This is a genomic window from Trinickia sp. LjRoot230, assembly GCF_964253315.1.
GTDB lineage: Bacteria > Pseudomonadota > Gammaproteobacteria > Burkholderiales > Burkholderiaceae > Trinickia.
The window spans coordinates 1,183,127-1,195,212 of sequence record NZ_CAXUQX020000001.1 but is presented as its reverse complement, the minus strand read 5'-3'; the positions used below and the strand labels follow the sequence as shown (position 1 = coordinate 1,195,212).

The window sequence follows — 12,086 nt, the reverse complement described above, 5'->3', positions numbered from 1 at the left end:
AAAAACGGGGTACTTGCAAAGCGCGCAATGTTTGCGAGTGGCGCGGCGATATATGGCGGGTCCAAATGAGCAGATGAATCTCGAAGCGCAGATCCGGAATTTCACGGAATCTCTTTCGAACATCTGACGGTAGCCCGACAAGCCAATTCGTTGGCCGTTGTATTTGACATTGTCACCAACGAACGGGCCCGAGTTGGCGCTTGCAAATGGCAGTCAGTTCGCATAGATCTACGAAGCTTCGCTGTTTGCCACGAGAGTTTGACCAAAAATTTAGTATCGTCAATTTCCTCGTGGCTCGGCGCCCATGATGAACTCGCATATCAGAACACCCGCCGAACATCGGCCTGTCGATACCGGCGAACCCGTTTCCGATGCTGATGCGGGCGCCCCGAGTAAGGTATCTCCGTCAACGGATCAGCTTCCGGATCCCCGACTCAGCGGGATCATGTCTGCGTCACAGAGCAGTCGTTCCAGTGCGAGGCATGCGGCCTCGTTCTCGTATAGCCAATCGCCAGCTACACAAGGCGCAAGCGGCTCGCCGGGCAATCCGCTGGGCCTCGACAGGTCGCAAATAGAAGCCATTCGCGCGACCAAGGGAGGACATCTCACGCTGGCTTATCTGGACGATCAGCACGCTGAATTGACAGGGCCGCCCTGCCGCCTGAGCAAAGCCGATATCGTTAAAATCGCAACGAACAACGGTGCCACACAAGCGTTCCGCGCGCTTCGAAACCACTATATTGAACTTTGCGATCTCGGCTATAAGCCGTCTCAGCTCATCGCAATCGCCGCAAATAACGGGGGCGCTCAGGCACTCGAGCACGTGCGCATTTATCACGGAGCGCTCACGCAACTGAGATGCAGCCACGCAGACGTAGTCAAGATCGCGAGCATACCTGGCGGCGCAAAGGCGCTCCACGAGCGCATTGCACTTCACGAGCAGTTGGTCAAGCTCGGCTACGAGCCTGCCGATATCACGAGGGTCGCCAGCAATATCGGCGGTGCGCTCGCACTACAAGCAGTGATCAAACATCACAAGACCGCCATAGGGCTCGGGTTAAACCACGCCGACATTATCCGGATAGCGAACAACGCCGGAGGCGCGCAAGCGCTAATGGCTCTTATCCGCTTGCGCGACAAACTTGAGGAATTGGATTACGCCCCGGCCGATATGGTCAATGTCGCCAGCAACAATGGGGGAGCACAAGCGCTGGAGACGCTGTGCGAACTGGATGCATCTCTCAAAGCGAAAGGCTACGATGCGATGGACATCCTCCGCATCGCCAGCAAGGAAGGCGCGGCGCAAGCCTTGGCAGCCGTGAATCGTCTCCATACCGCATTGAGGCGGCTCGGATACGAATCAACCGATATCGTCAGAATCGCCGCAAAAAAAGGAGGCGCGCAGAGCCTCCAGGTCGTGTTCGAACTTCACGAAACACTGACGAGCCGTGACTATGAATACACCCGCGACGATATCGTACGAATCGCAACGAATGCCGGTGCCGCTCGAGCGCTGGTCAAGTTAGTGGCGCTCCACCCGGAGTTGCAAAAGCTCAGGTACGAGCGCGCGGGGATTGTAAGGGTGGCGGCCAACGAGGGCGGCGCTCAGGCGCTACAGAAGATGGTCGATTTTTATCCGGATTTCAAGCGATTAGACTACGACACCGCAGACATAATCAACATTGCGGCTCATAGAGGCGGAAGCCAGATACTGCGGCGCGTCAAGGATCTCCATTCGAAGTTGACGGCTCGTGGAATCGACAAAGCAACAATCATCTCAATGGCGAGCCGCTCTCACGGTGCGTCGGCCGCGCTCGAAGAAGCTGCGAAAGAATCGGAGTGAGCGACCGATCACAAAGCGGGAGGCGTTCATGTATCCGAGCCCCGACTGCGCGCAGACAAAGAAAAGCCCTGACGGATCAGGGCTTTTCTTTGTCTGGAGGCGCGAGCCGGAGTCGAACCGGCCTACACGGCTTTGCAGGCCGCTGCATAACCGCTTTGCTATCGCGCCGTAAGCGGGTTTTTCGGACCATCGTCACCCTTGCGGGGCACAACGATTCGCAGATTCTATTTTCTGTGTTTCTGTCGATGCAGAGTTAGCGGCACGTTCGGCCACTAACAACACTAAACAAAAAGGGAAGCTGAGCTTCCCTCAATATTGGAGCGGGAGACGAGTCTCGAACTCGCGACCTCAACCTTGGCAAGGTTGCGCTCTACCAACTGAGCTACTCCCGCTTTGACCCTGCTTTGACCACGCTTTGGCCAAACACTCTGACGGACTTACAAAAACTGCACACTGCAAAACTGGAGCGGGAGACGAGTCTCGAACTCGCGACCTCAACCTTGGCAAGGTTGCGCTCTACCAACTGAGCTACTCCCGCAGTCTGCTTAAGGCTTGCATCAGCTCGCTTAAAAACGCCAGCGCACCGAAGAAGCGAGATTATGTAGAACCCACCGAATCATGTCAACACCTTTGTCGCGGCGTGTCCGCGCGCCATCAAGGGCGGCGTCTCGTTGCAATGCCAGTAGCTCGTACGTGATGCGCTGCCCCGTTACTACGGAACCGTGCGAGCGGGCGCCAAGCGGCCGCGTCTATAACGTAGTGCAAGCCATAACGATAACTAACGTGCGGCGGCAAGACATCAGTTGAATGAGGAGTTCTCCTCCCCCAAAAAAGCGCTTCCGCCACGAATTACATCACCTGCGGTTCGTCAGCGAGGCCATCATGAAACAGGTAGCCCTGTCGTTCGTCGTGTCGCTTTGCCTATTGTTCGCGTTGGCCATTGCGAACGTCTTCGCGCAATCCAATCCGACTGATCAGCATCTAGGCCAAACCGACACGGCGCTCTATAAGCCGAACCCCGAGCCGGCCGTGACACGGGTTTTATCGCCATCGAAGGTGCAACCACCGGCAAGATACCCTGCACCGGTTGAGCGAAGCCTGCCTCGGCTTACTCCAATGTGACGCGGAACATGTTCGACTATGCCGCTAAGTGGATCAAAGCTAGATCTTAAGCGCTAGCGCGATCATGAGTTCATCCTTGCAGCGGCAGGGACGTCGAGTTCGTCGAACCCGATTCTCCTAAGAATGTCCAGCTTGGACATTCCCGTAAAATCGGTCCGTTGTTCCTGCACCAGGTGTTGCAGTGTCCGAAGCGCATCGTCGTCCTTCGCGGCTATTCCGGCCAGCTCGTCGAGCGAAAAAGGGTGGCCGCCATGTACTGCCGTATGAAAAGCAAGCAGTGCCTCGATCGAATCCGCGCCGCCCTGGTGCGCAACCTCGGCAAGCACAAACTGTGTGCAGCCAAAATCCTGCAGCTTCTCGCTGTGCTCGCGCAGCGCAGTCAACGCTTCGGGGCCGTGCATTGCGGCAATTTGTACCAACTTTTCGGGCCTATATGACAGCGACGGCTCGAACCCATTACCATATTTGGCCAACTCCTCGACCACCTTGGGGAGCAAGTGGCCGCCCAACTCGTTCCTGTACAAGTCGATCGCTCGCAGGCCACTCGCGCCGCAACTCGCCGCGAGCATAACCAACTGGGAAGGGGTCAGGTAGTGACGTAAATTGATGCCGACCGGCTCTGAGACGCCCGTAACCTGCGCCAGGATATCCAGCGTCGACATTGCATCAACGGGTCGCTTGTGAATAATTTCGTCGACGTGGTCAGCACGAAAGCCAATTGCGTCCAGCGTCGATAGTACTTGTTCGTAAGGGGCCCGGTCTGCTGCCGCTTGACGTCCGGCGGCTCGGAATGATGCATTTGCATGTTGACCAGGCGCCCGTGCCGGCGGTGTGCCACTCGATGATAAAAATACCGCAGGCGCGTCGGGCGACACCTGTTGTTGGGGTTGTGTGCCGGCGCCCGATGGATCGCCGGGCAAATTGTTCGGGAAACCTCCCGACGATGTAACGTCACTGATGCTACCCATGTTCAGTTTCTCCTCGCAGATATTGTGGGTTGCCTCGAAATATAGAGCTAGCGATAAAGGAACGCGAACGATCGCCGCGATGGATGTCACGCGAAAACGAAGTGTCCCGTGAGCGGGCACGTTGGCTACACGAAACCAGGAAGAGAGGTTCGAAGAGGTTGATATGGACAGGCGGGGCAAGCGTCTGATGCGAAACCAGACGGCGTGCCTGCCGAGGACCTTCGAGCAGCACTTCGCCTGCAGACCGATCGCTGCGAAACTGAACGACTCGATGAGCTAATCGATAAACAACTCGATCAGCCCCCGCATCGATTAGAACCGTGTTTCGCGCGCGGCCCGCAAGAAGCTGTCGAGCAGCGGCGTGCAATCGAGCAACTCGGGGCCGCCCGCGCGATGAAACTCGGGGTGCCATTGCACCCCCGTCACGAACGGCGCGCGGCGGTAGCGCACAGCCTCGATCAATCCATCGCTGGACGACACCGCCTCCACGTTCAAATCTCGCCCAAGCGTTTTTACCGCTTGGTGGTGAATCGAGTTGACGAGCGCTTCGCGCTGGCCCGGAAACATGTTGACGAGCGTCGAGCCATCGGGAAATCGAACCGAATGCCGATGTTGGTCGTAATGCTCATTCACGTGAATGCCCGCCGTCGGCACCTCGGTGGCGATGTCCTGATAAAGCGTGCCGCCGAACGCGACGTTGATCAGTTGGCACCCACGGCAGATGCCTAGCACCGGCTTGCCCGATTCGATGAACTCGTGCAGCAACTCGAGCTCGTACATATCGCGCACGCGGTCGCCCGGCCATTCGGCGCGGGTCTCCGTTGCGGCGTAGGTTTGCGGCGAAACATCGGCACCGCCTTGCAGCAGCAGACCGTCAAGATGCTTTGCGTAATCGCGCAGCCGGATGTTGCTTGGATGCAGCATGCCCTGATGGCCAACGGTCGGAATCATGAAAACCATGACGTCGCGCGACATGACCCAATGCGCCACGGACTCCTCGAGATATTGCAATGTTTTGCCGCGCAGGCCGATGGCACCGGGTTCCGGGTGGAAGATGCGCGCCGATACGCCGATGCGTAACGTTCGCTGCGTAATGCGCTGCCCCGCCCGGTCGAACAGCATGCGCGCGCGCGCCGCGATCGTACGGCCGAACACGCTCCACGGCGAATCGTTGTGCTTCAAATAGGCCGGCCGCGACGGAGGCGGCACAGCACTTGCCGGCGGTGGACGCGTCACGTCGAAATCGGGCGGCGCGCCAAAACCGGGTGGCGGAATACCGGGCGCCGCCGCGCCGCTACGCACCGCCGCTTCCTGCTGAGCCGTCTCGCGAGCGGCGCTCGCACGCGCGACTCCGGCCTCCTGGGCCGTCGTTTGCGGCGAAGCCTCAGGCGCTGACGCCGGCGCAACCGCAGATGCGCTCTCGAGCGTATCGCTCGACGCCCGGGCGGCAGCATCCGCCCCTGCGGCCGATTGCCCCGCAGCGGGTGCTTGCGGCGTACTGAAGGAATCGCTCGAAGAGACAGCGGAGGAATCGGAGCCGGCACGGCCCGCGTTCGGTGGCGGAGTTTCGCTCATGACGATTGGGACAAGCGCGCGTCGCACGCAAAGCGTGGAAGAAGCCCCATTATCCGCCAGCGTGCGAAGTCGCGCCAATCGCTGTTCGCGATCATGCTGTCCGATTACGCCAAGCACCGCGCTGATACCCTATATGAAGCGGTTCGGCCAGCCTCACGTGCGCCGGCAATATGCGGCAGCTACAATGCGTGATGCTGGCCGCGCGCCGCCGCGTTGCGTGCAGTTCGGCGACTGACGTCTTATCCACGTCTCTATACGCGCACGCCTGAAGCGCACCTGACAATCGCTTCGACCAACACTCCATTCGCCCCATGGCTATCGATTTCACCCCGTTCCCGCCGCTTGCCCGGCTTGCCGACGAACTCGCCTCCGGCAAGGCGACGAGCCGCTTACTCGTCGAAGCCGCGCTCGAGCGAATCGGCGACCCCGCGGGCCAGGGTTCGACCGTCTTTGTGCACGTATCCGCCGATGCCGCTCGCGCCGCCGCCGACGCACACGATCGCCTGCGTGCCGCAGGCACCGTGCTTTCGCCGCTCGCAGGCATTCCGATTTCGGTCAAAGATTTATTCGACGTTGCTGGCCAGACCACCTGTGCCGGCTCGCGCGTTCTCGCCGACGCGGCGCCGGCAGCCGCCGATGCCCCCGTCGTGGCGCGGCTGCGTCGAGCTGGCGCTGTCATCATCGGTCGCACCAACATGACCGAGTTCGCGTTTTCGGGGCTCGGCCTGAACCCGCACTACGGCACGCCGCTCTCGCCGTACCGGCGCCATGAACCGGGCAACGAGCGCATCGCGGGCGGCTCGTCATCGGGCGCGGCGGCGTCGGTCGCCGACGGCATGGCCGCCGCGGCACTCGGCAGCGATACAGGCGGCTCCCTGCGCATCCCGGCCGCCCTGTGCGGCTTGACGGGCTTCAAACCGACCGCATCCCGCATTCCTCGCCAAGGCGCCGTTCCGCTTTCCACGACGCTCGACTCGTTCGGTCCGATCGGCGTATCAGTCGCATGCTGCGCGCTCGTCGATCGGATTCTCGCGGGTCTAGAGCCGCGTCTGCCGGCGCCGCGCCAGTTGGAAGGGCTGCGCCTCGGCGTACTCACGCACTACGTCACCGACGACATCGAGGCGCCCGTCGCGGCCGCCCTCGACCGAGCGCTCAAGCATCTCGAAGCAGCAGGCGCGATTCTCTCCGACGTGCGCTTTGCGCCTTTGGAGCGTCTACCGGAGATCAACCGGTTCGGCTTTTCCGCAATGGAAGCGTACGCCTGGCACCGTTCGTTGATTGCCGCGCGGCGCGAACAATATGATCCGCGCGTGCTCGCTCGCATTCTCAAAGGCGAGAACGCCCGCGCGACCGACTATCTCGATCTGATAGCCGAGCGCGCCGCGCTGCTGGAAGCGGCGCAGCAAACGCTTTGGCAGCATGTGGACGCCATCGTGGCGCCCACCGTGCCGATCGTGCCGCCGCGCGTGGCAGATTGCGAGCGCGACGACGCACGTTACGCGCAACTCAATGCGCTCGTATTGCGCAACCCCAGTGCCTTCAACGTGCTCGACGCCTGTGCGTTCTCGCTGCCGTGTCATGCGCGAGGCGATGCGCCGGTCGGCCTGATGCTGGCCGCGGCGCCGCTCGGTGACGATGCGCTGATCCGCACGGCGCGCGCCGTCGAACGCGTGCTCGACTCGATTCGCTAGTCGGCAATCGGCAATCGCAACCGAGGCTCTCGCCTTACAGCCAGCTTGTTCTGTGAAAGCGCACTAGAATTGGCGGTTTGTCCCTTTGGAGCCCTCGCTTCATGAACGACTCACTTTCGCTGCGCCGCGAACGCCGACTGCTGGCTTTGCTCGGCCTCGTGTGCCTCGGCTTGGTCGGCGGCGCGCTCTACCTCCAATTTGCGAAGGGAGAGGACCCCTGCCCGCTTTGCATCATCCAGCGCTATTTCTTCATTCTGATCGCGGTATTCGCGTTTGCGGGCGCCACGCGCCGGGGCTGGCGCGCCGTTGCCGTATTCGAAACACTGATCGCGCTCGTTGCGGTGGCCGGCATCGCCACGGCGGCACGCCATCTCTTCATCCAGCTCAATCCTGGCTTTAGTTGCGGCTTCGATGCGCTACAGCCCGTCGTCGATGGTCTGCCCCCCGCGCATTGGCTGCCTGCCGTGTTCAAGGTGGCCGGGCTGTGCGAAACGGTCTATCCGCCGATACTGGGCATTTTGCTGCCCGGCTGGGCGCTGATCGCCTTTGCACTGGTGTTGCTGTCAGTCGTGGCAAGCCTGTGGGCGCGCCGCGGCAAGCGGCGTTTGAACGCCATCTGAGCGATCCGAGGGTCTCGCGAAAATAGCGCCAAAGCATCGGCTTGGCACAAAAACAGCGTAAGCACGCGGCGCTTGCAACTTCCGCACGCGCCGCGCATCGTACTTATGAATGCGCTGATAGCGCGCATCAGTGCTAAGCGATCCTAACCGCTTATGGCGGTGCTATCGTTTGTCTTGGATGGCGATCCACGTGCGCGAAACCGGCTGTTGCCGGGCCTGACGCGTAACGCGCGCCTGATCCGCACCATTCAGGATTCGGCTATGACAACGCATCCCATCCGCTTCTATTACCGCGGGGCGATTCACGAAGTACATGACGCCCCTGCCACGCGCACCGTGCTCGAGCATCTGCGCGAAGACTTGCACTGCACCGGCACCAAGGAAGGCTGCGCCGAAGGCGATTGCGGCGCATGCACGATCGTCGTGGGCGAACTTGGACAACAAGGCGGGCTGAGTCTCAAGGCCGTCAACGCATGCATCCAATTTCTGCCAACGCTCGACTCGCGCGCCGTTTTCACCATCGAGGATCTACGCGCAGCCAACGGCTTGCTGCACCCCGTGCAGCAAGCGCTGGTCGAATGTCACGCATCGCAATGCGGTTTTTGCACTCCGGGCTTCGCGATGTCGATGTGGGCACTTTACGAAAACCACCCCGACCATGCCGAGACGCCCTCGCGCGAGCAGATCACCACCGCACTGTCGGGCAACCTGTGCCGTTGCACCGGTTATCGTCCGATCATCGATGCCGCGCGAACGATGTTCGATGCAACGCGCGAACCGCGCGCGAAGCTCGACCGCGCTCCGATCATCGACGCGTTGCAACGTATTCAGCGCACCGATACGTTCGAATACACCGGCCCCGACACGCGAGGCCCAGGCTTCGGGACGACGACATTCCGCGCACCCGTCACGCTCGATGCATTGGCCGCGCTGCGTGCCGCGCATCCGAAGGCGAGTGTGGTAGCGGGCAACACCGACGTCGGATTGTGGGTGACGAAGCAACTACGCACGCTTGATGATTTACTGTACATCGGCAATGTCCCCGAACTCAAAACGATCGAACGCGACGCATCGATGCTAACGATCGGCGCGGCCGTTTCGCTCGAAGATGCTTACGCGGCGCTCGTGGCCGATTATCCCGATCTAGCCGAACTCGCGAAGCGGTTCGCGTCGCTGCCGATCCGCAATGCGGGCACGCTCGGCGGGAACGTGGCCAACGGCTCGCCGATCGGCGATTCGATGCCCGCGCTCATTGCACTCGACGCGCAAGTGGTCCTGCGTCGCGCGGACGTCTCGCGCACGATGCCGCTCGAAGCGTTTTATCTCGGCTATCAGAAAACGGCGCTCGAACCCGGCGAATTTCTCGCCGCCGTGCGCATACCGCGCACGCGTTCCGATCTGCGCTTTCGTACCTACAAGGTGTCGAAGCGCTACGACCAGGACATCTCTGCCGTGTGCAGCGCATTCGCGATCGAAATCGCGAACGGCAAGATCGAATCAGCACGCATCGCGTTCGGCGGCATGGCAGCGACACCGAAACGCGCACCGCACGCCGAAGCCATGCTCGTAGGCTCGCCATGGGACGAGCCAAGCGCACGACGCGCGATGGCCGCACTTGCCGACGACTACGCCCCGCTCACCGACATGCGAGCATCGAGCGGCTATCGCACGCAAGTCGCCGCCAATCTGCTTTGGCGTTTTCATCTGGAAACGCGTGACGAAGCGCCGCTCTCGCGCGACGAGTTGGACCCATTCGCGTTCAGCGATGAATGTTTGTCAGCGAAGGAGTCGTGATGAACCGCCGAACCGATACCTCGCTGAACCCGAACGGCACCGCCGCGGCACTCGATGCCGTAATCGGCGCCGCATTGCCGCATGAATCGGCCGAATTGCATGTGAGCGGCGAGGCCGCGTACACCGACGATCTTCCCGAGTTGGCCGGCACGCTGCATGTCGCGTTGGGCCTGTCGCGACACGCGCATGCGCGCATCGTTTCGGTTGATCTCGCGGCCGTGCGGGCGGCGCCCGGCGTCGTCGCGGTGCTGACGGCCGCCGATATTCCCGGCGAAAACAACTGCGGCCCAGTACTGCATGACGATCCGATCCTCGCCGAGGGCACCGTTCTTTATGTTGGACAGCCCGTGTACGCAGTCGTGGCCACCACCCGCGAGCTGGCGAGGCGAGCCGCCGCACTCGCCACAAGCGACGACGTCGTTCGCTACGAGCCACTCGAAGCAGTACTGACAGCGGCAGCCGCACACGCACGCCAACAATACGTGCTGCCGCCGTTGCATCTGAGCCGAGGCAACCCAACAGCGAAAATCGCATCGGCGCCGCACCGGTTGCAAGGCGAATTCGAAGTGGGCGGACAAGAGCAGTTCTACCTCGAAGGGCAAATCGCCTATGCCGTGCCCAAGGAAAACGCGGGGATGCTTGTCTACAGTTCGACGCAGCATCCCAGCGAAATGCAGCAGCTCGTCGCCCATATGCTCGGATGGCCCGCGCATAGCGTGATCTGCGAATGCCGCCGCATGGGCGGCGGTTTTGGCGGAAAGGAATCGCAGTCGGCGGTGTTCGCCTGCGTGGCAGCACTCGCCGCGTTTCGGCTCAAGCGCCCGGTGAAATTGCGAGTCGATCGCGACGACGACTTTCTGATCACCGGCAAACGGCATGATGCCGTCTATCGTTACGACGTCGGCTTCGACGACGATGGCCGCATCCTCGGAGCACGGATCGAAATTGCGTTGCGCGCCGGCTATTCGGCCGATCTGTCCGGCGCCGTGGCCACCCGCGCCGTCTGTCACGCCGACAACGCCTATTACCTTTCCGATGTCGACATCGTTGCGCTTTGCTGCAAGACGAACACGCAGTCGAATACCGCGTTTCGCGGGTTCGGGGGCCCACAAGGCGCGCTCGTCACCGAGATCATGATCGACAGCATCGCACGCGAACTCGGCCGCGATCCGCTCGACGTGCGGTGCGCGAACTACTACGGCGTCGGCGAGCGCGATCTCACGCCCTACGGCCAGCGCGTCGAAGACAACTTGCTCGTGCCGCTCACCGAGCAATTGCTCGAAACCAGCGCGTATCGCGCGCGCCGCGCCGCGATTGCGGCGTTCAACGCGACGAGCCCGGTACTTAAGCGCGGGATTGCCATCACGCCGGTCAAGTTCGGCATCTCGTTCAACGTGCCGTTTCTGAACCAGGCTGGCGCACTGGTGCACGTTTATCGAGATGGCTCGGTTCTCGTCAATCATGGCGGCACCGAGATGGGCCAGGGGCTCAACACGAAGGTGGCGCAAGTGGTCGCGCATACCTTTGGCCTGCCGCTGTCACAGGTACGCGTCAGCGCAACCGATACGTCGAAGGTGGCGAACACATCGGCAACGGCGGCCTCCACCGGCAGCGATCTGAACGGCAAGGCCGCCGAGGCCGCTGCGCAAACCATCCGCGCGCGGCTCGCGACACTGGCCGCGCAACGCTTGGGCGGCGAGCCGCACGATGTTCGGTTCGAGCACGCGATGGTGACGCTCAACGGTACATCGCTGCCGTTTGCGCAACTCGTCGACCAAGCGTATCTGGCGCGCGTGCAACTGTGGTCGGACGGTTTTTATGCCACGCCGAAAGTGCATTGGGATGGCAAGACACTGACCGGGCACCCGTTTTACTACTTCGCTTACGGGGCGGCCGTCTCGGAAGTCGTCATCGATACACTGACGGGGGAATGGAAGCTTTTGCGTGCCGATGTGCTGCACGACGCGGGCCAGTCGATCAATCCGGCAATCGACATCGGCCAGGTCGAAGGCGGCTTCATTCAGGGCATGGGCTGGCTGACGACGGAAGAGCTCTGGTGGGACGCCAACGGCCGGCTCATGACGCATGCGCCGTCGACTTACAAAATCCCCGCGATAAGCGATGCGCCGGCCGTTTTTAACGTGGCGCTTTACCGCAATCAGAACACCGAGCCGACCGTGTTCCGCTCCAAAGCGGTGGGCGAGCCGCCGCTGCTGCTAGCGTTTTCGGTCCTCCTCGCCATTCGTGACGCGGTCGCGGCCGCGGTGCCCGGCGCGAGCGAAGCCCCCCCCCTGAACGCGCCGGCGACACCTGAGGCCATTCTCGCCGCTATCTCCGCGCTGGCTGCAAGCGAAACCCGAGCAAACGCTCGCGAGGAGCGAACCCCGATCGACCCGCCGGCTGCCACCGAGTGCGGTGACCAGGATGCAGTGCCCGGGCACGTCGCCGGCGCGGCATCCGCTTAAAGGACCGA

At 61.8% G+C, this 12,086-nt stretch carries 8 protein-coding genes, 3 tRNA genes and 1 pseudogene; 6 read left to right on the top strand and 6 right to left on the bottom strand.

The window, feature by feature from the left end:
- Window positions 1-35: 35 nt before the first annotated feature.
- Window positions 36-198 (bottom strand): annotated as a pseudogene (locus tag ACSQ20_RS05660) (ester cyclase); the annotation flags it as partial.
- A gap of 109 nt (window positions 199-307) precedes the next feature.
- Between ACSQ20_RS05660 and ACSQ20_RS05655 the strand changes: the two are divergent.
- The gene (locus tag ACSQ20_RS05655; RefSeq protein WP_436018191.1) at window positions 308-1,843 is read left to right on the top strand and encodes a hypothetical protein; all 1,536 of its coding nucleotides are present in this window, start codon (window positions 308-310) and stop codon (window positions 1,841-1,843) included.
- Between the two features lie 94 nt (window positions 1,844-1,937).
- On the opposite strand, the gene ACSQ20_RS05650 is transcribed toward ACSQ20_RS05655, so the two are convergent.
- From ACSQ20_RS05650 to ACSQ20_RS05640, 3 genes are all read right to left on the bottom strand, one after another.
- Window positions 1,938-2,011: transfer RNA gene (locus ACSQ20_RS05650), tRNA-Cys, on the bottom strand.
- A 148-nt stretch (window positions 2,012-2,159) separates the two neighbouring features.
- A tRNA-Gly gene (locus tag ACSQ20_RS05645) sits at window positions 2,160-2,235 on the bottom strand.
- Between the two features lie 70 nt (window positions 2,236-2,305).
- Window positions 2,306-2,381, bottom strand: a tRNA-Gly gene (locus ACSQ20_RS05640).
- A 344-nt stretch (window positions 2,382-2,725) separates the two neighbouring features.
- Between ACSQ20_RS05640 and ACSQ20_RS05635 the strand changes: the two genes are divergently transcribed.
- Window positions 2,726-2,965, top strand: coding sequence for a hypothetical protein (locus ACSQ20_RS05635; RefSeq protein ID WP_436018190.1), 240 nt, complete (start codon window positions 2,726-2,728; stop codon window positions 2,963-2,965).
- A gap of 62 nt (window positions 2,966-3,027) precedes the next feature.
- Here ACSQ20_RS05635 and ACSQ20_RS05630 read toward each other — a convergent pair whose 3' ends face one another.
- Both ACSQ20_RS05630 and ACSQ20_RS05625 read right to left on the bottom strand, forming a co-directional pair.
- Window positions 3,028-3,933 (bottom strand): hypothetical protein, encoded by a 906-nt coding sequence (locus ACSQ20_RS05630; RefSeq protein ID WP_436018189.1) that lies wholly within the window; start codon window positions 3,931-3,933, stop codon window positions 3,028-3,030.
- Between the two features lie 312 nt (window positions 3,934-4,245).
- Window positions 4,246-5,508 (bottom strand): gamma-glutamyl-gamma-aminobutyrate hydrolase family protein, encoded by a 1,263-nt coding sequence (locus ACSQ20_RS05625; protein WP_436018188.1) that lies wholly within the window; start codon window positions 5,506-5,508, stop codon window positions 4,246-4,248.
- Between the two features lie 311 nt (window positions 5,509-5,819).
- On the opposite strand from ACSQ20_RS05625, the gene ACSQ20_RS05620 reads away from it, so the two are divergent.
- The 4 genes from ACSQ20_RS05620 (at window position 5,820) to xdhB (ending at window position 12,078) form a co-directional block, all read left to right on the top strand.
- Window positions 5,820-7,199, top strand: a complete 1,380-nt coding sequence (locus ACSQ20_RS05620) for an amidase (protein ID WP_436018187.1) — start codon at window positions 5,820-5,822, stop codon at window positions 7,197-7,199.
- A gap of 101 nt (window positions 7,200-7,300) precedes the next feature.
- A complete protein-coding gene (locus tag ACSQ20_RS05615; RefSeq protein ID WP_436018186.1) occupies window positions 7,301-7,819 on the top strand; it encodes a disulfide bond formation protein B in 519 nt (172 codons plus the stop codon).
- A gap of 261 nt (window positions 7,820-8,080) precedes the next feature.
- Window positions 8,081-9,613, top strand: a complete 1,533-nt coding sequence (xdhA, locus tag ACSQ20_RS05610) for a xanthine dehydrogenase small subunit (RefSeq protein ID WP_436018185.1) — start codon at window positions 8,081-8,083, stop codon at window positions 9,611-9,613.
- Window positions 9,613-12,078: a xanthine dehydrogenase molybdopterin binding subunit gene (gene xdhB, locus ACSQ20_RS05605; RefSeq protein WP_436018184.1), complete on the top strand. Its 2,466-nt coding sequence runs from the start codon at window positions 9,613-9,615 to the stop codon at window positions 12,076-12,078. Before xdhA ends, xdhB begins: the two co-directional genes overlap by 1 nt.
- Window positions 12,079-12,086 lie beyond the last annotated feature (8 nt).

Excerpts from the sequence above, each read along its gene's own strand:
- ACSQ20_RS05630 (WP_436018189.1), bottom strand. The coding sequence starts at position 3,933 with ATGGGTAGCATCAGTGACGTTACATCGTCGGGAGGTTTCCCGAACAAT.
- ACSQ20_RS05620 (WP_436018187.1), top strand. The coding sequence starts at position 5,820 with ATGGCTATCGATTTCACCCCGTTCCCGCCGCTTGCCCGGCTTGCCGAC.
- xdhA (WP_436018185.1), top strand. The coding sequence starts at position 8,081 with ATGACAACGCATCCCATCCGCTTCTATTACCGCGGGGCGATTCACGAA.
- ACSQ20_RS05615 (WP_436018186.1), top strand. The coding sequence starts at position 7,301 with ATGAACGACTCACTTTCGCTGCGCCGCGAACGCCGACTGCTGGCTTTG.
- xdhB (WP_436018184.1), top strand. The coding sequence starts at position 9,613 with ATGAACCGCCGAACCGATACCTCGCTGAACCCGAACGGCACCGCCGCG.
- ACSQ20_RS05655 (WP_436018191.1), top strand. The coding sequence starts at position 308 with ATGAACTCGCATATCAGAACACCCGCCGAACATCGGCCTGTCGATACC.
- ACSQ20_RS05625 (WP_436018188.1), bottom strand. The coding sequence starts at position 5,508 with ATGAGCGAAACTCCGCCACCGAACGCGGGCCGTGCCGGCTCCGATTCC.
- ACSQ20_RS05635 (WP_436018190.1), top strand. The coding sequence starts at position 2,726 with ATGAAACAGGTAGCCCTGTCGTTCGTCGTGTCGCTTTGCCTATTGTTC.